This window comes from Methylobacterium sp. Leaf91, from assembly GCF_001422815.1.
Lineage (GTDB): Bacteria > Pseudomonadota > Alphaproteobacteria > Rhizobiales > Beijerinckiaceae > Methylobacterium.
On record NZ_LMMP01000001.1, the window covers coordinates 151,025 to 171,559 of the forward strand.

A 20,535-nucleotide genomic window follows, 5' to 3' on the forward strand; every position below is an offset into this window, starting at 1 on the left:
GCGGTGATTGGCCATCATGACGTGCATTCGCGAGGGATCGCGCTGAGCGTCACCAGTCGCCTTCGCATCACGGCCGCCTGCGCGACATTCTTCGGTGAGCCTTGCTGGGCCAAGCGCTCGTGGAAGGGCATGCAGTGATGATGAACATCGCCTGTGCTTGCCGGCAGCATCTGCACTTCGCCGAGGTTCGTCGGACTGGGCGGAAAATAACGCCGCGTCGTCCGAGGTCTTCATCGTCGCTATTCGCCTCCAGCGTGCGGCAGGCCGTCGCTGGACATCTCTTCCACTAGCTTCGTTCCGCCCCGTCCTACATCCTCATTTCGTAAGACGATTCAGACTACCCTCTAGAAGTAAATTACCGACATATTACTAGATCAGGAGTCCAAAGTCCGCCCCACTCAAGGATTACTTAGCAACATCTCTCAGGATTATACTGTTGACAAGAGCAACATCATCGAACGTGACAAGAGTGTCCGCCCCCCCTGTTCAACATAGTAAGGTTGATATCCTCGAAGCTGCTCACGAAGGCTGACACGTCGAAATGATCGAAGCCCTTCGCAAAACCATAGACGTTATCCTTCCCGAAATTCATTTCGAAAATGAAGGTATCAGCTCCCCTAGCTGCATACAGCTTGTCGTTACCCGTGCCGCCATCGATCACCGTGTCACCCACGCCGGCCCTGATGACATCGTTCCCCTTTGTCCCCGACACCGTGGCGAAGGTATCCTTGGCGTTCTGCAGGTTGACCGTCGTGCCTGCGGTCACGCCCGACAGATCGAGGGACAGAGCTCCGCGCACATAGATCGTCTCGATGCTCTTGAAGCTTGTGTCGGTGAACGTGAAAGTATCGGCTCCAAGAAGCAGGAGCCTGTCCTGCCCATCTACCCCGTCGACCAGCGCTGGTGCATTGGTAACTGCCAGCTTATCATTGCCGTCGCCGCCGATCAGTGTATCGGATGCTCCTACTCCCCGGAGGAAATCGTTACCGGCCAAGCGCGTCAGGATATTAATGCCGCTATCGCCGATCAGGACGTCTTCGTATCGACTACATGGCCGGCGAGGCACTTTGAGCCCTCGCTCCACCGGCGAATGACGCAGGATGGTGCCCCGCCGACATCGAATGCCATTCAGAATCGGTCATGGCTGCGGAACACTCGTCCGCTCCGACCCTGGACGATGTCGTTCCGCCGGGCCTCCGACGGTTCAAACCCGGATCGCCACGAGATCGGAGCCTCTCCCGCGTTGAGGGACCGAACAGCGTTGAACCGAGGGCAGAGGCAAGGTGCGGGTTAGGGCGGAGCTCGAATGGGGAGAAAGCAAATCGGCCACCGGGAAATCACCGGGCGGCACCGACAGGATCACCCCCGATCCCTGGACCGGATTTAGCCAGACAGGATCTAGCGGTCCCTGTCCGCCTCCAGCTGTTTCATGAGCTCGGCAAGGCGAGGGTCGAGCGGCTCGTCGATGACGGGCTCGTAGAGGGCCTGCAGCTCCTCGCCGAGACGCCGCCGGGTGGTCTCGGTCAGCGCGCTGTTGAGATCCCTAGTGCGCGGCCGGGGCCGGGCTGGCTCGCGATAGTCTTCAATGAGCATCGCCACTCCTTCGATAACACAAGAAATGTGAACGCCGGGATCGAAGATAGGTTCATATGTCGCGGTGAACGGGGTTTACCGCCCGAGGGAACGAGCCCGACGGAGATAGGCCCCTGAGTGCGAAAATACCTCCCGGCAGAAGTCAGCGCCTGCGTCGATCAGAAAGTCGCAGCGTTGAAACTGCCCACAGAGCTTCCGGTCATGGACGGGCTGCGCTCAGACCAGAATGGCCCGCCGGGAGATTTTTTTGGGAATACCGAACCATCGCTTTTACTTCGCAAACGACCATCGAACGAAACTGTAGCTGAGATATCGAGAGCACCTTTCGAGGTCGAGTGACGGCGGCGGGCTTGCTGATCGTTGACGAACGGACACCAGAGCACTGCCATCAGGGAGGACAAATACACCTCTGTGCCGCTTTCCTCATATATCGGCATTTCTGCTGCCTCTTTCTTACAGAGGAATATTTGTTTTATTCTTATTATAAACTTTAAATACAGATTTATGCTTGCGTTGCGGCTCGGGGCGGCTAGGCTCCCTCGAGTCATCCAGCTTCGGAATCGCCGTCCCATCGCCATATGAGCCTCACTTCCGCGCAAATCCTCGACCTCGCTCCCGATGCGTCGAGCCGCAAGGCCGGGCAGGATCAGGCGAAGGCGGCCAAGTGGAGCGGGCTCGGGCGGGCAGGCGCCGTCGTCTGGGGCGAGATCAAGGGAAGCGGAGCGAACCCTTATCGCACGGTGGCCGATCTCTCCGGTCCAGCCTCGAAATGCACCTGCCCGAGCCGGAAATTCCCCTGCAAACACGCAATCGGCCTGATGCTGGTGGATGCCGCCGCGCCGATCTCCGAGGCCGAACCGCCGGATTGGGTCGCCGCCTGGATCCGGGGGCGCGAGAGCCGCGCCGTCTCCGCCGAAACGCGGTCTCAGCAAGCCTCCGCCCCTGTCGACGAGAAGGCGCAGGCCAAACGCCGTCAGGCCCGCGAGGACAAGGTCTCGGCGGCGCTCGATGAACTCGATCTCTGGCTCGGCGACCTGATGCGCCGTGGTCTCGCGACGGTGCGGCGCGAGCCCTATGCCTTCTGGGACCGCATGGCAGGACGCCTCGTCGATGGACAGGCCCCGGGCCTCGCCCGCAGGGTGCGGGCCATGCCGGGCCTCATCGCGGCCGCGCCCGGCTCTGCCGCACGTCCGGAGGCGGCCCTTGCCCTCGCTCTCGGCCGCCTGTCCCTGCTGGCCCGGGCCGCCCGGCGTCTGGACCGGCTCACGCCCGAACAGGCAGCGGGCGTCCGCGCGGCCATCGGCTATCCTGTGACCGCCGAGGAGATGGCGGCACGTCCGGGTCTCGTCGACGAGTGGGCCGTCCTCGCCCATACGGTGGAGGACGAGGACAAGCTCACCGCCCGCACCGTCTGGCTCGCCGGACGCACGAGTGGCGCCATGGCCCAGGTGGTCGATTACGGCACCTCCGGCTCGCCACTGCCGCCGGTCCCGGCGGCGGGGCAGGATTTCTCGGGCGCGCTCGCCTTCCATCCCGGCGATCCGCCGCTCAGGGCGGTCTTTCGCGATGGACGCGCCGGGCCGGCGCAGGCCTTCGCCCTGCCCGGCGCGACGGGCGTCGCCGAGGCCCTCGACGGTTTCGCCGGGGCCCTGGCCCGGGCGCCGTGGATCGACCGCTGGCCGGTCCGGCTGTCCGGCCTGCGCCTCGGACATCTCGCGGATGGCGCCATGGGCGCGGGTGACGCCAGCGGCTGTTTCACCCTCGCCGATTCCGCACATTTTCCCCCTCTGATGGCGGTGGCGGCGGGCGGCCCTGTCGATCTGTTCGGGCTCTATGACGGGTTCGCGCTCACGCCCCTGGCCATGGTGGCCGGTGGGCACCTCTACGCGGTTCCGGCCCAGGATTCCCGGCCGATCCTGGTGAGGGCGGCCTGATGAGCCTCGACGCATCCGCCCCCGACGATTGGGAGTCGGCCCTCGTCTCCGCTCTGCTGGGGGCCGACCGCTCCCCCTCCCCTGTCGATCTCGAGACGGTCGCCGGTGCGCTGCCGCGCGCAGAGCCGGGCATGACCCTGCTGGCGCGGGTCGCGGTCGCGGGCATCCACCATCTCGCCGGCAGCGGCTTTCCGCCAGAAGCCTTCACGCCGACGCGCCCTCACGAGGCGAAGGGCCGTCCCTGCCCACCCGAAGCGGCGGCGCGGCTCGGGCTGCTCCTCGCCGCGGGCACGGAGGCGCGGGGCCGCGTGAAGGAGTGGTGCGAGATCGCGGCGGAGCGGGGCATGCGCGCTCCGCCCTGGCTGCTCCCCGCCCTCGCGCCCTACCGGCGCGAGTGGGGCGAGACCATCGACGCGGTCGCGGGCGAGGAGCTCGCCTGGCTGGAGGCGGCCTGTTCCGCCCGAGGCGCCGAGGCGGCGATTTCGGCCCCGGATGGCGCTGAAGCGAGCCCGGCCGAGCGCCACGCCGCCTTCGCCGACTTCCGCTTGCGCGATCCCGAAGGAGCCCGCGCCGATCTGGAGGCTGGGTTCCGCGCCGAGAAGGCGGAGATGCGCGAGCGCCTCGTCTACATCCTGGAGATCGGCCTGTCGGAGGCGGATGCGCCCTTCCTCGAAACCTGCCTGGACGATCGCGCGGGCGGCGTGCGCGCGGCAGCGAGAGTCCTGCTACCGCGCCTCACCCACTCGCTCTTCGCCTCCCGCATGGCGGCGAGGGCCCGAACCGCGCTCGTGGTCGAAAGCAGCCGAAAGCTCCTCGGCGGGACGAAACACACTCTGGTGGTGACGCTGCCGGAGGAATCGCCGACGCTCGCGCGGGACGGGATCGAGCCGAACGCCTACGAGCGGAGGCGCGGCGGCGCGAGGGCCGGTCTGCTCGAGAGCGTCATCGCCGCCGCTCCCCTCCACGCCTTCACCGATCATCCGCCGAGGCTCTGGATCGAACTGGCCCTGCGCAGCGAATGGGCGATCCAGATCGTCGATGGTTTTCTCACCGCCGCGCGCCGCGAGCGCGACCTCGACTGGGTACGGACGATGGTGTCGGTGCTGGCCGAGGCGTCGGCCGGGCGCCTCTCCGGCATCGAGCCGGGCGATGCGCTCCGTGAGACCTGGGCCCGCGCCGTGCGGTCGCTCCCCGATGCGGAATGGGAGGCGACGGTGGCGCAGCTCCTCGGCAAGGGGGAGATCGATACGATTCTGACCCTGCTGCGACAGGCGCCCTCATCCCTGTCGGAGGCCTTCACGGCGGCCCTCCTCGATTGGCTCGCCTCGGTGACGCGGACCTCGCAATCCGACCGCCAGGACCTCGCCTCCGCTTACCTGCTCACCCGCCTCGCCGAACGGGCCTGGCCCGACGAGGACCACGCGGCATCGGCTGCCGCCATCCTCGCCCGGCTGCCGGACGAGGCCGAGGACAACCTGCGCCGGCAGATCGAGGACTTCGCCGAAACCCTCGCTTTGCGCGCCACCATCAGACGGGAGTTCGCCTGAGGCATGAGCCAGATCAACGGAACCAAGACGACGCAGCTGCGCCGGGCCGCCGAGGATGCCTTCGCCGAGGAGTTGGAGTCGCTGCGCGGCGTCGATGACAGGCCGCGCCCGCCGAACTGGCTGCTCTCGCCGCAGGCGGTCGTCACCTACCTCATGGGCGGGCGGCTCGGCTCCGGTTTCGAGGTCACGCCGAAATACATCGGCGACCGGCGCCTGATGGAGGTGGCGGTGGCGACGCTGGCCACCGACCGGGCGCTCCTTCTTCTCGGTACGCCGGGCACCGCCAAGAGCTGGGTCAGCGAGCATCTGGCCGCCGCGATCTGCGGCACCTCCCGCCTCATCGTGCAGGGCACCGCCGGCACCAGCGAGGAATCCATCCGCTACGGCTGGAACTACGCTCTACTGCTGGCCAAGGGGCCGAGCCGCGAGGCGGTGGTGGCGAGCCCGATCGTGCGCGCCATGGAGGAAGGCAAAATCGCCCGCGTGGAGGAATTGACCCGCATCCCCTCCGAGACGCAGGACAGCTTCATCACGATCCTCTCCGAGAAGACCCTGCCGATCCCGGAACTCAACGAGGAGATCGCCGCCGCGCGGGGCTTCAACCTCATCGCCACCGCCAACAACCGGGATCGCGGCGTCAACGAGTTGTCGAGCGCGTTGAAGCGGCGCTTCAACACCGTGGTGCTGCCCTCGCCGGCCACGATCGAGGCCGAGATCGCCATTGTCGAGACCCGCGTGGCCGCCCTCGGGCGCGCCTTCGAAATCCCCGCCGAACCGCCCGGCGCCGACCAGATTCGCCGCGTCGTCACCATCTTCCGCGAGTTGCGGGAAGGCGTGACCGCGGACGGCAAGAGCAAGGTCAAGCAGCCGTCCAGCACGCTCTCCACGGCCGAGGCGATCAGCGTCGTCGGCAGCGGGCTGGCGCTGGCCGCGCATTTCGGCAACGGCCACCTCTCGGCCCACGACCTCGTCTCCGGCATCAGTGGCGCGGTGATCAAGGATCCGGTGCAGGACGCCATCGTCTGGCGCGAATATCTCGAGACCGTCGTGAAGGAACGGTCGGAGTGGAAGGACTTCTACCGCGCCGCCCGCGAGAGCGCGTGAGGGCGTTCTCACCCTCCCCCCTCTGCGGGGGAGGGTGCCTGCGGAGCAGGCGGGAGAGGGGGCGACCTCTCCGGATACGGCGCTCCCCTCTCCCGACCCTCGCTCACGCGAGGGCCACCCTCCCCCGCAGAGGGGGGAGGGAAAGCCCCGCGCGCCATCCACCGCGACACCCCACCCAAGAGTAACGAGCGTGCCATGAGCCTTCGTCCCACCACCCCCGGCCGCGATGCCTGAGGTTCGGATCTTCGGCATCCGCCACCACGGGCCGGGCTCGGCCCGCTCGCTGCGCGCGGCCCTCGATGCGTTCCGGCCCGATTGCCTGCTCATCGAAGGGCCGCCGGATGCAGACGCCCTGATCCCGCTCGTCGCCGATCCGGCGATGACACCGCCGGTGGCGCTGCTCGTCTACCGGGCGGACCGGCCGCAGACCTGCGCCTTCTTCCCCTTCGCGGCCTTCTCGCCCGAATGGGTGGCCATGCGGCATGGCCTCGACCATGGGGCGACCCTGCGTTTCATCGACCTGCCGCACGCGATCCAGCTCGCCGACGGGTTCGAAACGAGGGGGGAGGCGCCCGAAAGCGAGACGGCCCCGGCCGAGCTCGATACGCCTGAGCCCGCCGAGGCGAGCGAGGCGCCCTCCGTCGCCGTTCGGCGCGATCCCCTCGGCGAACTGGCCGAGGTCGCGGGTTTCCCCGATGGCGAGCGCTGGTGGGATGCCTTCGTCGAGAGCCGCACGGGCGAGGATGGCGACGTGTTCGCGGCGATCCAAGAGGCCATGACGGCCCTGCGCGAGGGCGCGGAGACCGCTCCCGGCCAGGACGCCGACGGGGACGCGTTTCGCGAGGAGGCGCGCGAAGCGCATATGCGCACCTGCCTCCGCAAGGCGGCACGGGAGGATTTTGCCCGCATCGCCGTGATCTGCGGCGCCTGGCACGCCCCGGCGCTGGCGCGCCACGATGCCAAGGGACAGGTCGGCCTCGACGCGGCGACCCTGAAGGGACTGCCTCGGACCAAGGTCGCCGCGGCCTGGGCGCCCTGGTCATACGAGCGCCTCGCCACAGCCAGCGGCTACCGGGCCGGGGTACTCTCGCCCGAATGGTACGACACCCTGTGGAACCACGAGGGCCGTGTCGCAGCGCGGTGGCTCGCTCGCGCGGCGGCCCTGCTCCGCGCGGAAGACCTCGACGCCTCGCCGGCCTCCGTGATCGAGGCAGCCCGTCTCGCCGAGGCGCTGGCCGGGTTCCGGGGCCGGGCACGCCCCTCCCTCGACGACCTGCACGAGGCAGCGCAGGCGACCCTGTGCTTCGCCGATCCGGCGCCGATGGCCCTGATCCGGCGCAAGCTCGTCATCGGCGAGCGCCTGGGCGCGACCCCACCGGATAGTCCCGGCACGCCGGTGGAGGCAGATTTCGCCGCGACCTGCAAAAGCCTGCGCCTAAAGCCGGAGGCGGTCGCGGGCGAACTCATCCTCGACCTGCGCAAGGAGAACGACCTCGCCCGCAGTCATTTCCTCAACCGGCTCCATCTCATCGGCATCCCCTGGGGCCGGCGTCAGCAGGCGCGCGGGCGCGGCACCTTCAAGGAGGCGTGGTTCCTGTCCTGGCAGCCCGAATGGGTGGTGGATCTAGTCGCCGCCTCCGCCGATGGCGGCACGGTGGCCGAGGCCGCCGGCAGCCGGGTGCGCAGGCGGGCCCGCGAGGCGACCCGCGTCGCGGAGCTGTCGGGCCTCATCGGCACGCTCCTCGACGCCGATCTCGCCGGAGCCACGGACGACGTGATCCGCGCCCTCAACGACCGCGCCGCAGTCTCGGCGGACGTGTTCGACCTCATGGAGGCGCTGCCGCCCCTGGCCGAACTGGCGCGCTACGGCTCGGTACGCTCTTCGGACACGGAGCCGGTGCTGGGCGTGGTGCGCGGGCTCGTGCCCCGCGCCGCCGCAGGACTGACGGCGGCCTGCCAGAGCCTCGACGACGATGCAGCGAGCGCCGCCAAGGCGCGGATCGTCGGCGTCCATGCCGCGATCTCGCTGTTGGAGGAGCCCGACCTGAAGGCGGTCTGGCAGGAGGCCCTTCACGGCCTGGCCGACCAGAGCCATGTGCATGGCCGCGTCGTCGGACGCGCCGTGCGACTGCTGTTCGACGACCGGGCCCTCGATGCGGAGCAGGCCGGCGACCGGCTTCGCCTCGCTTTGTCCCGCGCATCCGGCACGGTGGCGGCCGCCGCCTGGATCGAGGGGTTCCTGGAGGAGAGCGGCACGGTCCTGATCCACGGCGGCACCCTGCTCGCGGTCCTCGACGAATGGCTCGCCGGCCTCGACGGGACGCTCTTTGCCGAATTGCTGCCCCTCCTGCGACGCACCTTCGCGACGATCTCGCAGGGCGAGCGACGCGCCATCGGCGAGGCTTTGAACCGCCATGGGACGGGTGTTTCCGACGAAGAAGGATCGGGCCGCATCCTCGATGCCGAACGCGCCGCCAGGGTGCTGCCGATCCTGCGCCTTCTCCTGGCGCCGAGTGGGGACGAGACGACGGAGGACACGCCATGAGCGACACCGAGCGCCTGCGCCGCTGGCGCCTCGTCCTCGGCGGGGGCGCGGCGGACGGCACCGGCTGCGGCCTGTCGGGCCGCGATGTCGGCATCGACCGGGCGCTCGGCGCCCTTTACGATTCCGACCGGAAGGGCAGCCTCGGTGCCTCCTCCCCCTCCGTGCCGCGCTGGCTCGGCGACATCCGCGACTATTTCCCGGCCTCCGTAGTGCAGGTGATGCAGCGCGACGCCTTCGAGCGCCTCGACCTCAAACGCATGCTCACCGAGCCCGAGATGCTGGAGGCGGTGGTCCCCGACGTCGCCCTCGTCTCGACCCTGATCTCCATGCGCGGGCTGCTCGGCGGCAAGACCAAGGACACCGCCCGCCTCGTGGTGCGCAAGGTGGTGGAGGCCCTGATGCGCAAGCTCGAAGAACCCCTGCGCCAGGCGGTGACCGGAGCCATCGATCGCGCCAGCGTGAACCGGCGCCCGCGCCATGCGGAGATCGACTGGAACCGGACCATTCGGGCCAACCTGCGCCATTACCAAGCCGAGTATCGCACCATCATCCCCGAGACCCGGTTCGGCCATGGCCGGCGCCAGCGCGCCAGCCTCAAGGACGTGATCCTGTGCATCGACCAATCCGGCTCGATGGCGAGTTCGGTCGTCTATTCGAGCATCTTCGGCGCGGTGATGGCCTCACTCCCGGCGGTGACCACCCGGCTGGTGGTGTTCGACACAGAGGTGGTGGATCTCTCCGACGAGTTGGAAGACCCGGTGGAGGTGCTGTTCTCGGTCCAGCTCGGCGGCGGCACCGACATCAACCGGGCGATGGGCTATTGCGAATCCCGCATCACCCGCCCCGAGGACACGATCCTTGTCCTGATCTCGGACCTCTACGAGGGCGGCGTCGAGGCCGGGCTCCTGGCGCGCGCGCAGCGGATGGTGGCGTCGGGCGTGCAGGTGGTGGCGCTGCTGGCCCTGTCCGACGAGGGCGCGCCGTCTTACGACCGGGCGCTGGCGGGCCGGCTCGCCGCGTTGGGCGTGCCCGCCTTCGCCTGCACGCCAGACCTGTTCCCCGACCTGATGGCGGCGGCGATCCGCAAATCGGAACTCACGGCCTGGGCCGCCTCAGCCGGCATCGCGGCGATCCCGGCGGCGGGCGCGCCCGGCTGAGAGCTTGTTTGAGTTGTTGTCCAGGGCGTTACCTCAAGATGAGGAGGTCTGCTTGGATGATCGACTTTGGCAGACGATCGACTTTGGCATGAGCATCCGCTGAGACATCCGATCAAAAGGGCTTTGAGCGGGACGCATCTAATCCGAAGCTGTTTCGTCGGCCGACACCTCGGCCGGGAGCCTGGTTCGCTCGCGAAGCAGGGCCGGGTGGAACGCCCTCGCCCTCCGCAGCCTGCGTTTCAGCATCCGGCGGGAGCGGGAGCGGATCGGCCACAAGGCACGTCTCATGGAGTTCCCCCTACCCGAGATGGAGCGGCGGCGTGGGCCGGCCGGCTTGGCTGGCTGCGGCGATCTCGTTCAGGCGCCCCGTGGCGACATCGTAGACGAAACCGAAGATCGGGATGCGGCTCGGCACGAGGGGATGCGCGCGGATGCGCCGGACGTCCGAGGTGACGGCATGGCTCTGCTCGGGGATGGTCAGCCAGTCGATGGCGTAGCCGGCCGGCGAGCCGCCGCCATGATGCGGGTTCGACCAGACCGTGCCGTCGAAGTTCGCCGTGTCGAGACTGTCGGCGAGGAGGTCGCCGATGACGGCATCGGTGAACAGCTCCATCCCGCAATCGGTGTGGTGGATCACGAAGAACGCCTCGGTGCCAAGGAGCTTGTGGGAGATCACCAGGGAGCGGATGGCGTCGTCGCTGGCCCGCCCGCCGGCATTGCGGATGACGTGGGCGTCGCCTTCCCCGAGGCCGGCATATTTCGCCGGATCGAGGCGCGCGTCCATGCAGGTCAGGATGGCGAAGCGGCGGGCCGGCGGAAGGGCGAGGTCGCCCTTGTCGAAGCTCTCCGCGTAGCGGTCGTTGGCCGCGCGGATGTCTCGATAGGCCTGTGGCTCCGGGTCGGAGACGGCGATGTCGGCTGCCATGGAGGGGAAACCTCGGTGAGGAAGGTGGCGTGGCTGAACATGGCGGCGACACCGCCGAGATGAGCGGCGTCAGGGGTGCCGCGCGGACTGTCGCCGTGCCAGGGCGGACCGCGGAGGAGCGCGTTCAGCAGGCCGGAGATCACGCGCCGGGGGCCGCCGATCATGCGCCCCCCGTCACGGCGAGGTCGCCGTAGAACCGCGCCGCCACGTCGGGATGGGAGCGCAGGCGGCCCTTGAGGTAGTTGCGGCCGACCTCGTGGAAGAGCGGGTTGTCGGGGTCGCTCGCCGGGCCGCGCGCCTCTGCGGCGAGGTCGGGCGGCAAATCGAGCAAGGGAACGGTGGCGTCGTGGCGGGCGCCGAGGAAGAACGCGACCGAGAGGCGGTCGCGCCCCGCCGGCGGGGTGACGACCCGGTGGATCGTGGCCCGCAGGTAGCCGTTGGAGGCGAGTTCGAGGAGTTCGCCGATATTGACGACGAAGCTCCCCTCCACCGGCTCGGCGGCGATCCAGCCGTCCCGCCCCTCGACTTCGAGGCCGCTCTGCCCGTCCTGGACCAGCAGCGTGAGGAAGCCGCTATCCTTGTGGGCGCCGACGCCCTGCTCTCCCTGCGTGGCCTCACGGCCGGGATAGCGGATGATCTTGATGTGCTGGTTCGGCGCGCCCTGGTAGATCGGGGCGAACACGTCCTCCGGCTGACCCAAGGCGAGGGCGAAGGCGCGCAGCAGGCGGATGCCGAGCTGCGTCACCGCCGCCTGCCAGCGCAGCAGGCCGACGCGGAGTTCGGGCAGGCCGACCGGCCATTGGTTGGGGCCCTGCAGACGGCTCCAGGGGGGCGAGGCTGCGGTTTGCGGCAGGGCCTCGCGCTCGGCGCCGACATCGAACTGCTCGCGCCAATCCGGCGCGCCCCGCGTGATCTCGCGTCCGGCCGCCGTGTAGCCGCGAAAATGCGGCGAGCGCACCATCGCAACGGCCTGTTTCTCCGGGAGGGGCAGGGCGAAGAAGCGCCGGGCTAGGGCCCGGACCTCGGCGATCTCCGCCGCCGGAATGCCGTGGCCGACGAGGTGAAAGAAGCCGACATCGCGGGCGGCATCACGCAGCTCGGCCAGGAAGGCCTCCCGCTCGGCCGGTCCGGCATCCAGCCGGCGCAGGTCGAGACGGGGGATCGAGGCGGCGGAAGCAGAGGATTCCGGTGCCGCCCACGAAGCCAGCGGGGAAGCCGCCATGGTCAGGCGGCTTTCGCGAAGGACCCGACCGAGGCCAGGGCCTGGTCGAGATCGGCCAGGATGTCGTCGATATGTTCGAGGCCGATGGAAAGGCGGACATAGCCGTCGGACACGCCGGTGGCGCGCTGGTCGGCGGGGGACAATTGCGAATGCGTGGTGCTGGCCGGATGGATCGCGAGGCTGCGGGCATCGCCGATATTGGCCACGTGATAGAACAGCGACAGGGCCTCGATGAAGTGCCGGCCGGCCTCTCGCCCGGCCGCGAGTTCGAACCCGACGAGGCCGCCATAGCCGCCCTTGAGGTATCGTTCCGCCCGCTCGCGCGCTTTGCCGGTGGCGTGCGAGGGGTGGATGACCCGCTCGATCTCGGGCCGTGCGGCGAGGTAATCGACCACGGCCTGCGCGTTGCGGCTGTGGCGCTCGATCCGCAGGGCCACGGTCTCCAGCCCCTGCAGGGTGAGGAAGGCATTGAGCGGCGAGACGGACGGGCCGAGGTCGCGTAGCAGCCGGACCCGGGCGCGCAGGATATAGGCGATGGGCCCGAGGGGCTTGGCCGCCTCGGTCCAGACTGCGCCGTGATAGCTCGGATCGGGGGTGTTGAGGGCCGGCTGGCGCTGGGGGTTGGCCGTCCAGTCGAACCGACCGCCATCGATGATGGCGCCGCCGATGGCGATGCCGTGGCCGCCGAGATACTTGGTGGTGGAATAGACCACGATCGCCGCGCCATGGTCGAACGGGCGCGCCAGGAGCGGCGCGGCGGTGTTGTCGACGATGAGCGGGATGCCGAAGCTCCGGCCGATCTCGGCCACCTCCGCGATGGGGAAGACCGCGAGTTTCGGGTTGGCCAGCGTCTCGCCGTAATAGGCGCGGGTGCGGTCGTCGGTGGCGCGGCGGAAATTCTCCGGGTCGGCCGGATCGACGAAGCGAACCTCGATTCCCTGCTCGGCCAGCGTGTTGGCGAAGAGGTTCCAGGTGCCGCCATAGAGGTCGGTGGAGGCGACGATGTTGTCGCCCACCCGCGCGAGGTTCTGCACCGACAGGGCGGAGGCCGCCTGGCCCGACGCCAGCGCCAGCGCCGCCGCCCCGCCTTCGAGGGCGGCGAGGCGCTGCTCCAGCACGTCGACGGTGGGATTCGTCACACGGGTGTAGAGGTGGCCGAGTTCCTTCAAGGCGAACAGGTTCTCGGCATGGGCCGTGTCGCGGAACTGGAACGAGGTGGTCTGGTGGATCGGCACCGCCACCGAGCCCGTGGTCGGATCGGCGCGCCAGCCCGCATGCAGAGCGATCGTCTCGGGGTGAAGCGAGGCGGGCCGGGGCGATTTGGGCCGGGGCGACTTGGGCGTCGTGTTCTGGTTGGACATGGGGTGGCTCCGGGAAAGGGAAAGAGGCGGGGGCATTGGCCAAGGGATATCGGTCACCGCTTCGCAGAAGCGGCGTGATCCCGGCATCGACCGGAATGATCGGAACTACAGTTCCGTCGAAGATGAAGTCTATTCCGGGTTTCGACTATGCCGCTCGGCGACTGCTCAAGATGACGTCCGTATCATGAGGCACGGACCGTCCCTGTCAACGAAATGGAATTTCGATTTTCGAGGTGGATCGACACAAAGTCTTCGGCCGCGAGGGTGAGAGGAAGAAGAGACCGTTCAAACCCGGCATGAGCCCGCCTACCACCGCCGATGCGCGGGTAAGGCCAAGACGGCGTGGACCGTCGATGGACTCCCTACTGCCAATCCGGCCCGCCCCTCACCCCTGGCGTCGCTCGAACCGGAAAGGGCGGTGCTCGTCCTCGAAGGCCCGCATCTCGACCGCCCACAACCCGCCATCGTCACCGTTCAGGGTGAAATGGAGTGCGTAGGCGGCACCGCCCTCCCCGGCGGGGTCGCGGAACTCGATCTCGTCCAGCCACTATGGCTCGTCTGGGCGGCCGGAGGCTTTCGTCCTGTCCACGAACAGGTCGAGATAGGCCGAGGCCGAGGCCGCGTCCCGCACGGCCGGGAGCGAGGCTCCGACCTTGGTCGCCAGACCAGCCTGGGCGTAGCTGACCTCGCCGCCGAGGTAGAGGGTGATATGGTCGATCCGCGCGACCCAGGTGGCAGGTCCCATCCGGGTGAAGTTCAGGGCCACGGCGTCACCTCCCCCTCCCCGCCCCTGCGGGGGACCGCCTCTCCCTGCGGAACGAAGGTGCCGGCCAGGATGAGGCGGATGGGATCGCTCAGTCGACGGCGATCATCACGTCGGAGGATTTGACGACGGCATAGGCTTCGCCGCCCACGGCGAGGCCGAGCGCATCCACCGATTCATTGGTGATCGAGGCGGTGACGACCGTGCCGTCGGCAATCTCGATCTTCACATGGGCGGTGGTCGCGCCCTTCTCGACGGCGACGATCTTGCCCTTGAGGGTGTTGCGCGCGCTGATCTTCATGACGTTTCCTATGGTTTTGCTGCGTTGGAGCCGAGGAGCGTGAAGCCCTGCGCCTCGAAGAACGGCCTCGCCTCGGCGCTCTTCAGGAAGGCGAGGAATTTCGCCGCCCCCTCCCCCTTGGCTTCGGCCGTGACGGCGAAGGGGTACACGACCGGTGGATGGCTGTCCGGCGGAAACACGCCCACGATCTTCACGCCCGGATCGGATCTGGCGTCGCTCTCGTAGACCACGCCCAGCGGCGCTTCACCGCGCGAGACCAGGAGCAATGCGGCTCGCACGTTGTCGGCCTGGGCGAGGCGCGGCTGCAGTCGTCCCCACAGGCCGAGCTTCTCGAAAGCGGCTTTCGCGTATTTGCCGATGGGCACCGAATTGACCTCGCCGGTGGCGAGACGCCCCTCGGGTCCGAGTGCGGCGGAAAAGCCCTCGGCGGTGAACGGCAGGTCGGCGGTCGCGGCGTCCTTCGGCGCGATGACGACGATGCGGTTGCCGAGCAGGTTCACGCGGGTCTCGGGACGGATGAGGTTCTTCTGTGCGAGGTAGTCCATCCATTCGAGATCCGCCGAGGCGAACAGATCGGCCGGCGCACCGGATTCGATCTGCCGCGCCAGGGCCGAGGACGCGGCGTAGCTCGCCTTCACCGCGATGCCGCTCCTGGCGGTGAAGGCCTTGCCGGCATTGTCGAGGGCGTTCTTCAGGCTCGCGGCGGCGAAGACCGTGGCCGTCTCGGCCGCCCGGGCGGCCGAGACGAGGATAACGGGGGCTAGGATGACGGAGCCGGCGAGGACCAGGGCACGGAGGGCGGTGAGCATGACGGATCGTCTCTCGAAGGCGCACAGTAAAGGGACGGCCGTCAGGCGGCCGCATCTACGATAACCCGGCGCAGCGCTATATACATCCCGACATATCGATCGCTCAAGGTCCGACCGCCCGGCGCGTGCGGTCGAAACGGCCCGCCATTGGGCCTATCGTCGACCCTCGTTGGAACGGGTCCGGGGCGGCGGGCGGGGAAGAGGCGGGCAGATGGCGAGGTTGAGCATCCGGGTCGATCTCAAGCCCGGGAACCGCATCGGTCCGGGCAAGATCCAGCTCCTCGAAATGATCGCCGAACATGGCTCGATCTCGGCGGCAGGACGGGCCATCGGCATGTCCTACAGGCGGGCTTGGACGCTCACCGAGGCGCTGAACGCCGGCTTCGGCCGGCCGATGGTGGAGGTCCAGATCGGCGGCAGGAGCGGCGGCGGCGCGCGGCTGACAGCCTTCGGTACCGATCTGGTCCGCGCTTACCGCGCCATCGAGGCGGCGGCGGCCGAGGCTGCCGCGCCGTTCCTGAACGGGCTGGACGCAGGAACGGTCACGCCCGGCGACGGCGAGGGAGCGCCCGTCGAACGCACCGGATGAGGGGGCCACAGCCGGCCTCAGGCGACGTTCGTCGGCCGCCGGTCGATCTCGAGTGCCGCATCCACGACGGCATCGCCAGCGAAATGGTGCAGCATGTGGCCGAGCCCATGCAGCCAGCGAAAGGTCGCGCCCGGAATCAGGCGCGCGGCCTGACGCCCATGGACAAGCGGGTTCGTGACGATGTCGGCACTGCCGCACAGGATGGCCACGGGCACACGGCAGGTCGCGTAACTGATCGCGCTGCGGGACAGATCCCCCCATAGCAGATTGGCGTTCTCGCCATCGGCGACGAGGCGGCGGTGCTGGCCGGCGAGCCGGAAGGGAAATTCGGCGGCGAAACGCTCCGGCATCCGCTGCGGCAGGAACATGGCCCGCCACAGCAACGGCATCAGCATTGCGTCGCTGCCAGATAGCATCCGCGACAGTGCCTCCCCGCCCACCGGGCTGGCGCGCGGCCCGAACAGGATCTGTTCGAGGCGCAATTCGGGAAAGCAGATCGGCGAGATGGCGACCACGCCGCCCGTCTCGTCGGGATAGGCCATGCCGAAGGCGAGACAGACCGCACCGCCGAAGGAATGGCCGACAAGGATGGGTCGGGTCAGCTGCAGAGCGCGCGAGACCTCCCGCAGGATATCGGCCTGGCGCCAGAGCGACGCGTCGCTCAGGCGGACATGCTCGCTCTCGCCATGGCCGGGCCGATCGATGGCGACCACGCGGAAGTGCCGCGACAACGCTTCCATGGGCCCGAGCCACATGTCGTCCAGGGTCATCACCGCGCCGTGGACGAGGATAAGGTCCGGCCCCGACCCCGCTTCCACATAGGCGATCCTCGGCCCGTCCGGGATGTCGAGGAAGCGGCGTGGCGGCACAGCCCCCCATCGCGTCACCGGAGGGGGAGACGCTTCGAGGAGAGCTGCATCGCGGCTTGGTTCGGCATCGATCCTCAACGCCACCTCAGTATCGTCTTCCGGGCAAAGACTTGCGGCCGAGGATCACGGCGGCGGTGGCGGCGAGGCTCGCCACGGTGCCCATGGCCACGAGGGGATGCAGGGTCGCCCGGGTATAGGTGCTCGTCCGCATGACGGGATAGGGCGGCGCGCCCCTCACCTCGCCCGCGCCGCGCGGAGCGTGCAGAGCACCCTCGGATTGCTCCGCCGGCTCCGAGCGCTTCTGGAGCGCGATGATGGAGGAGGCCAGCCGGTCGTAGGCGCCGGGGGCGAATTCCTTGCCCATGACGAACAGCTTGCCGCCACCGCCGACGATGATGTCGCGCTGGCCATGCTCCGCCGCGTGAAGGATCGCGTTGGCGACCTCCTCCGGCGGATAGATGGGCGGAGGCAAAGCCGGCCGCCGGTCCATGTAGTTGCGGGCCCGGTCGGGGAGTGGCGTGTCGATCGAGGCCGGCTTGATCAGCGTGACGGAGACCGGCGCGTCCTCGGCGATCAACTCCATGCGCAGCGTGTCGGTGAAGCCCTTCACCGCGTGTTTCGAGGTCGCGTAGAGGCCCTGGAACGGGAAGGCGAGGTCGGAGGCGATGCTGCCGACATTGATGAGCGCGCCCCCGCGCCGGCGCAGGTGCTCGACCGCGATCAGGGATCCGTTCACCGTGCCCCAGAGGTTGGTCCGGATGAGCCGCTCGTGGTCCTCCTGGGCGATCTCAGAGAGCGGCCCATAGACGGTAAGGCCGGCGACGTTCACCCAGGTGTCGAAACCGCCGAAGGTCGCGATGGCGGCGTCGGCGATGGCCTGGACATCCTCGCGGCGTCCCACATCCGCCACGACGGAGGCGGCACGGCCGGCGCCGCCGAACTCCTCGCGAAGGCGTGCGAGGACGTCCGCGCTCCGTGCCGCGAGGACGACGCGGGCGCCCCGCGCCGAGGCCATGCGGGCCGTGGCGAGGCCGATACCGCTCGATGCCCCCGTGATCACGATAACCTGCTCGCGCAGGGGTTTATGTTTCATGGGCGCGTTCTCCCGGTCACTGCAGGGGTTGGAAAATCTCCAAACCTACGCATGAGTCGGGAATGCGTTGCCGGCAGCGTCGGCCTGCGCGGTTTTCACGCGCGCTCGCGTCAGCCGCCTGTGAGGCTCTCAGCCCCCAGTGAGACTTTCGGCGAAATCGTCGGGCACCTCGCCGAACTGGCCGAGGATCGTCGCGCTTTCAAGCTCGCCGGTCTCGTCGTCGGCGACCACCTTCAGGGCAGCGGTGCCGGGCAGGCGGCCAGACATGGCCTCCGCCTTCTTCAGGGCGCCGCTCTCCGTGGGTGCCACCTCGCGGTCACCGGGCACGAGGCGCTTGCGCTTGATCACGAAGGTCTGGACCACGAACGTCGTCTTCAGGGCCATTGCCGTCTCCGTGGGCCGCACCGCCCTCCCTGCCTCATAGGCCGGGCGCGGACACCTTACCAGAGACGGATCAGGCCGTAGCCGTCCCGCGCGTCCACGATCTCGATGCCGAGAAGGCCGATGAGGAGGAGGCTTACCCGGAACACCACCGGGCCGAAGGCGCCGGAAAACAGGAAGAGACCCGCCAGGATCAGGCTGACATGTCCCGCCAGCGGATCGGCGAAGCGCCGTACCGGCTCGGGCAGCCAGGGCTGAAGGATGCCGTAGCCGTCGAGGCCCGGAAGCGGCAGCAGGTTGAGGATGATGGCGGTGCCCTGGAACAGGGCGGAGACGGCGAGAACCGCCCGCAGCGTGTCGGATTCCTCACCCGTGAGAGAATAGAGCAGGGCGAGCGCAAGCAGGAAGAGGCCATTCATCGCCGGGCCGGCCGCCGAGACTGCCGAGATCCAGAGCTTGCTGGACAGGAGATGGGTGTTCACGGACACGCGCCCGCCGGGAAATCCGATCCCCCCGAGGATCGTGAACAGCAGCGGCAGGACGATGGAGGAGAGCGCGTCGGCGTAGAGACGCGGGTCCAGGGTGAGGTAGCCGCTCTGCGGGATATCCGTATCGCCTCCTTTCCAGGCGACGAAGGCATGGCCGAATTCGTGCAGGCACAGGCTGAGCAGCCAGCCGGCCATCACGAAGACGAACGCCACACCCGAGCCCGCCACGGCGCCGGTGCCGATGGCGAGGCCGGTCCCAAGGAAGATCAGGGCGATCAGCAGGAAGTTCGCACTGGGGCCGACCGGAAGGGTGGCGGCGCGAACCTGGCTTGGCGGAAGCTCTGACGACATCTCACCCCCGATGGAGCCTCGGACCGACGGACCGGCGGCGGCGGGTCGAGTTCCCAAATTCCGCCATGTCCAAACGCCTCATACGCTCGTAGCGCCGCGCGAGGCACCGTCGCATCGCGGGAGCTTCGTGCGCATGACACGATAAAGTGGTGGTCTCAACAGCGCACCGTCACCGACCGCCCTTCTCGACCACTCTTCCATGAGCCAAGCCCGTCACGCATGACCCTGCTCCGCGTCATCCTGCTCCTCGCCCTCGGGCTCTCGGCCTCGGTCCTCGGCGCCTTGTTCCTGTTCCAGCGTCATCTCATCTATCCCGGCGCTTTCGGGAGCGGTTTCGGCGAGGGCGAGCGCGGGGTGCCGGCCGGGACGGAGGCGGTCACGCTGAATACGGCCGACGGCCACCGCCTCTACGGCCTGTGGCGGGCACCGGAACCCGGACGAGGCGTGGTGCTGACCTTCCACGGCAACGGCTCGCTGCCCGAGCCACATGTCGCGCGGTTCTCGGACGGGGTCTGGCGCGCGGCCGGCTGGGGCACCCTCGCCATCGCCTATCGCGGCTATCCGGGCTCGACCGGCTCACCGAGCGAGGCGGGCCTCATCGAGGACGGGCTGGCGGCCTACCGCCTCGTCCGTGACCGCGCCCCGGACGCACCGATCCTGCTTCACGGCCATTCCATGGGGGCGGCAGTGGCCGTGGCCGTGGCCGCGCGCGAGCCGCATCTCGGCCTCTATCTCGAAGCGCCGTTCGTCTCCCTCACCCGCCTCGTCGGCGAACACTTCCCGCTGCTGCCCCGGCTGCTCCTGCGCGATACCTGGCGCTCGGATCGCCGCATCGGCGAGGCGGCGGGGCGCATCCTCATCGTCCACGGCACCGGCGACCCCGTGATTCCCGTGGCGCATGGGCGCGACCTCGCGGCCCTCGCCGGGACCAGGGCGCGCTTCGTCGCCGTGCCGGGCGATCACGTCTCGCTCCTCGGCCAACGCGACGCGGAGGCGGAAGCGACGTTCCGTCCCGTCAGGAGTGCCGAGCCCATTCCGGCCATGCCGCGTTGATAGCGGCAGGATGGGAGACGGGAATTTGGGACGACGCGCCCGGCAATGGCGGGAGGACGAGGAGACCGGGAACCGCTCGTCCGGCCCCACGATCTGCCCGCTCTGCGAACGGCCGATCCCGCCGCGCGCCAAATCGAGCCTGCACCACCTCACGCCCAAGCTGAAGGGCGGCGCCAAGGCCGGCACCGTCCGCCTGCACCAGATCTGCCATTCCGCGATCCACGCCCGCTACAGCGAAGCCGAGATCGCCCGCCGCCTCGCCGATATCGAGGTTCTGCGGGCCGATCCCGAGATCAGCGGCTTCCTCGCCTGGGTGCGGACCAAGCCGGACGATTTCCACGCCGCGACGCGGATGACGCGGGCGCGCAAACTCTCGCGCCGCAAGGTTTCCTGACGCCCCGCCATCCGCTTCGATGGTCGCCCCCGCACGGTCGTCGGGCGGGTGGCCGC

Annotated in this window: 20 protein-coding genes and 1 pseudogene; 8 read left to right on the forward strand and 13 right to left on the reverse strand. The window is 68.8% G+C overall.

All coding sequences use genetic code 11. The annotated features are described in order from the left end of the window. Positions 1–14: 14 nt before the first annotated feature. From ASF32_RS26215 to ASF32_RS00730, 3 genes and pseudogenes are all read right to left on the reverse strand, one after another. Positions 15–128 (reverse strand): annotated as a pseudogene (locus ASF32_RS26215) (IS110 family transposase); the annotation flags it as partial. 323 nt (positions 129–451) lie between these two features. Further along, complete coding sequence (locus tag ASF32_RS00725) at positions 452–1,066, reverse strand: M10 family metallopeptidase C-terminal domain-containing protein (protein ID WP_162239881.1); 615 nt, start codon at positions 1,064–1,066, stop codon at positions 452–454. 332 nt (positions 1,067–1,398) lie between these two features. Then, on the reverse strand, positions 1,399–1,593 hold the full coding sequence (locus ASF32_RS00730; protein ID WP_056422192.1) for a hypothetical protein: 195 nt from the start codon (positions 1,591–1,593) through the stop codon (positions 1,399–1,401). A gap of 578 nt (positions 1,594–2,171) precedes the next feature. Here ASF32_RS00730 and ASF32_RS00735 point away from each other — a divergent pair. From ASF32_RS00735 to ASF32_RS00755, 5 genes are all read left to right on the forward strand, one after another. Then, positions 2,172–3,527, forward strand: coding sequence for an SWIM zinc finger family protein (locus ASF32_RS00735; protein ID WP_056422195.1), 1,356 nt, complete (start codon positions 2,172–2,174; stop codon positions 3,525–3,527). Continuing rightward, the gene (locus tag ASF32_RS00740; protein WP_056422199.1) at positions 3,527–5,074 is read left to right on the forward strand and encodes a DUF5691 domain-containing protein; all 1,548 of its coding nucleotides are present in this window, start codon (positions 3,527–3,529) and stop codon (positions 5,072–5,074) included. The genes ASF32_RS00735 and ASF32_RS00740 overlap by 1 nt, the downstream gene beginning before the upstream one ends. Before the next feature lie 3 nt (positions 5,075–5,077). Then, positions 5,078–6,178, forward strand: a complete 1,101-nt coding sequence (locus ASF32_RS00745) for an AAA family ATPase (RefSeq protein WP_056422201.1) — start codon at positions 5,078–5,080, stop codon at positions 6,176–6,178. Positions 6,179–6,404: 226 nt separating this feature from the next. Next, positions 6,405–8,723: a DUF5682 family protein gene (locus ASF32_RS00750; protein WP_056422205.1), complete on the forward strand. Its 2,319-nt coding sequence runs from the start codon at positions 6,405–6,407 to the stop codon at positions 8,721–8,723. Then, positions 8,720–9,880: a VWA domain-containing protein gene (locus tag ASF32_RS00755; RefSeq protein WP_056422208.1), complete on the forward strand. Its 1,161-nt coding sequence runs from the start codon at positions 8,720–8,722 to the stop codon at positions 9,878–9,880. The genes ASF32_RS00750 and ASF32_RS00755 overlap by 4 nt, the downstream gene beginning before the upstream one ends. Positions 9,881–10,178: 298 nt before the next feature. Here ASF32_RS00755 and ASF32_RS00760 read toward each other — a convergent pair whose 3' ends face one another. The 6 genes from ASF32_RS00760 to modA form a co-directional block, all read right to left on the reverse strand. Further along, entirely contained in the window at positions 10,179–10,805 is a 627-nt protein-coding gene (locus ASF32_RS00760) for a carbonic anhydrase (RefSeq protein WP_056422210.1), read from the reverse strand. Positions 10,806–10,965: 160 nt separating this feature from the next. Further along, positions 10,966–12,027, reverse strand: coding sequence for an isopenicillin N synthase family oxygenase (locus ASF32_RS00765; protein ID WP_056422213.1), 1,062 nt, complete (start codon positions 12,025–12,027; stop codon positions 10,966–10,968). A 2-nt stretch (positions 12,028–12,029) separates the two neighbouring features. Next, positions 12,030–13,388, reverse strand: coding sequence for a PLP-dependent transferase (locus tag ASF32_RS00770; protein ID WP_056422217.1), 1,359 nt, complete (start codon positions 13,386–13,388; stop codon positions 12,030–12,032). 547 nt (positions 13,389–13,935) lie between these two features. After that, positions 13,936–14,154: a hypothetical protein gene (locus ASF32_RS26220; protein ID WP_244478202.1), complete on the reverse strand. Its 219-nt coding sequence runs from the start codon at positions 14,152–14,154 to the stop codon at positions 13,936–13,938. Positions 14,155–14,242: 88 nt separating this feature from the next. Then, on the reverse strand, positions 14,243–14,452 hold the full coding sequence (locus tag ASF32_RS00780) for a molybdopterin-binding protein (RefSeq protein ID WP_056422220.1): 210 nt from the start codon (positions 14,450–14,452) through the stop codon (positions 14,243–14,245). A gap of 8 nt (positions 14,453–14,460) precedes the next feature. Further along, positions 14,461–15,261 (reverse strand): molybdate ABC transporter substrate-binding protein, encoded by an 801-nt coding sequence (gene modA, locus ASF32_RS00785; RefSeq protein ID WP_056422223.1) that lies wholly within the window; start codon positions 15,259–15,261, stop codon positions 14,461–14,463. 211 nt (positions 15,262–15,472) lie between these two features. Here modA and ASF32_RS00790 point away from each other — a divergent pair, with 211 nt between their 5' ends. Then, positions 15,473–15,850: a LysR family transcriptional regulator gene (locus ASF32_RS00790; protein ID WP_056422226.1), complete on the forward strand. Its 378-nt coding sequence runs from the start codon at positions 15,473–15,475 to the stop codon at positions 15,848–15,850. Between the two features lie 17 nt (positions 15,851–15,867). Here ASF32_RS00790 and ASF32_RS00795 read toward each other — a convergent pair whose 3' ends face one another. From ASF32_RS00795 to ASF32_RS00810, 4 genes are all read right to left on the reverse strand, one after another. Then, positions 15,868–16,803, reverse strand: a complete 936-nt coding sequence (locus ASF32_RS00795; protein ID WP_244478201.1) for an alpha/beta hydrolase — start codon at positions 16,801–16,803, stop codon at positions 15,868–15,870. 1 nt (position 16,804) lies between these two features. Continuing rightward, positions 16,805–17,812, reverse strand: a complete 1,008-nt coding sequence (locus tag ASF32_RS00800; protein WP_056422229.1) for an SDR family oxidoreductase — start codon at positions 17,810–17,812, stop codon at positions 16,805–16,807. A 129-nt stretch (positions 17,813–17,941) separates the two neighbouring features. Then, positions 17,942–18,196, reverse strand: a complete 255-nt coding sequence (locus tag ASF32_RS00805) for a hypothetical protein (protein WP_018041714.1) — start codon at positions 18,194–18,196, stop codon at positions 17,942–17,944. A gap of 56 nt (positions 18,197–18,252) precedes the next feature. Further along, entirely contained in the window at positions 18,253–19,032 is a 780-nt protein-coding gene (locus ASF32_RS00810; protein ID WP_056422233.1) for a site-2 protease family protein, read from the reverse strand. Positions 19,033–19,251: 219 nt separating this feature from the next. Here ASF32_RS00810 and ASF32_RS00815 point away from each other — a divergent pair, with 219 nt between their 5' ends. Both ASF32_RS00815 and ASF32_RS00820 read left to right on the forward strand, forming a co-directional pair. Continuing rightward, positions 19,252–20,085: an alpha/beta hydrolase gene (locus ASF32_RS00815; protein WP_056422235.1), complete on the forward strand. Its 834-nt coding sequence runs from the start codon at positions 19,252–19,254 to the stop codon at positions 20,083–20,085. Between the two features lie 10 nt (positions 20,086–20,095). Next, positions 20,096–20,479 carry a restriction endonuclease gene (locus tag ASF32_RS00820; protein WP_200919007.1) on the forward strand — a complete coding sequence of 128 codons (384 nt, stop codon included), beginning with the start codon at positions 20,096–20,098 and terminating at the stop codon, positions 20,477–20,479. The last annotated feature ends 56 nt before the right edge of the window (positions 20,480–20,535 follow it).

Coding starts and splice junctions, on each gene's coding strand:
- modA (WP_056422223.1), bottom strand. CDS start 15,261: ATGCTCACCGCCCTCCGTGCCCTGGTCCTCGCCGGCTCCGTCATCCTA.
- ASF32_RS00755 (WP_056422208.1), top strand. CDS start 8,720: ATGAGCGACACCGAGCGCCTGCGCCGCTGGCGCCTCGTCCTCGGCGGG.
- ASF32_RS00810 (WP_056422233.1), bottom strand. CDS start 19,032: ATGTCGTCAGAGCTTCCGCCAAGCCAGGTTCGCGCCGCCACCCTTCCG.
- ASF32_RS00745 (WP_056422201.1), top strand. CDS start 5,078: ATGAGCCAGATCAACGGAACCAAGACGACGCAGCTGCGCCGGGCCGCC.
- ASF32_RS00750 (WP_056422205.1), top strand. CDS start 6,405: ATGCCTGAGGTTCGGATCTTCGGCATCCGCCACCACGGGCCGGGCTCG.
- ASF32_RS00760 (WP_056422210.1), bottom strand. CDS start 10,805: ATGGCAGCCGACATCGCCGTCTCCGACCCGGAGCCACAGGCCTATCGA.
- ASF32_RS00770 (WP_056422217.1), bottom strand. CDS start 13,388: ATGTCCAACCAGAACACGACGCCCAAGTCGCCCCGGCCCAAATCGCCC.
- ASF32_RS00740 (WP_056422199.1), top strand. CDS start 3,527: ATGAGCCTCGACGCATCCGCCCCCGACGATTGGGAGTCGGCCCTCGTC.
- ASF32_RS00820 (WP_200919007.1), top strand. CDS start 20,096: ATGGGAGACGGGAATTTGGGACGACGCGCCCGGCAATGGCGGGAGGAC.
- ASF32_RS00800 (WP_056422229.1), bottom strand. CDS start 17,812: ATGAAACATAAACCCCTGCGCGAGCAGGTTATCGTGATCACGGGGGCA.
- ASF32_RS00790 (WP_056422226.1), top strand. CDS start 15,473: ATGGCGAGGTTGAGCATCCGGGTCGATCTCAAGCCCGGGAACCGCATC.
- ASF32_RS00730 (WP_056422192.1), bottom strand. CDS start 1,593: ATGCTCATTGAAGACTATCGCGAGCCAGCCCGGCCCCGGCCGCGCACT.
- ASF32_RS00735 (WP_056422195.1), top strand. CDS start 2,172: ATGAGCCTCACTTCCGCGCAAATCCTCGACCTCGCTCCCGATGCGTCG.
- ASF32_RS00780 (WP_056422220.1), bottom strand. CDS start 14,452: ATGAAGATCAGCGCGCGCAACACCCTCAAGGGCAAGATCGTCGCCGTC.
- ASF32_RS00765 (WP_056422213.1), bottom strand. CDS start 12,027: ATGGCGGCTTCCCCGCTGGCTTCGTGGGCGGCACCGGAATCCTCTGCT.
- ASF32_RS00815 (WP_056422235.1), top strand. CDS start 19,252: ATGACCCTGCTCCGCGTCATCCTGCTCCTCGCCCTCGGGCTCTCGGCC.
- ASF32_RS00805 (WP_018041714.1), bottom strand. CDS start 18,196: ATGGCCCTGAAGACGACGTTCGTGGTCCAGACCTTCGTGATCAAGCGC.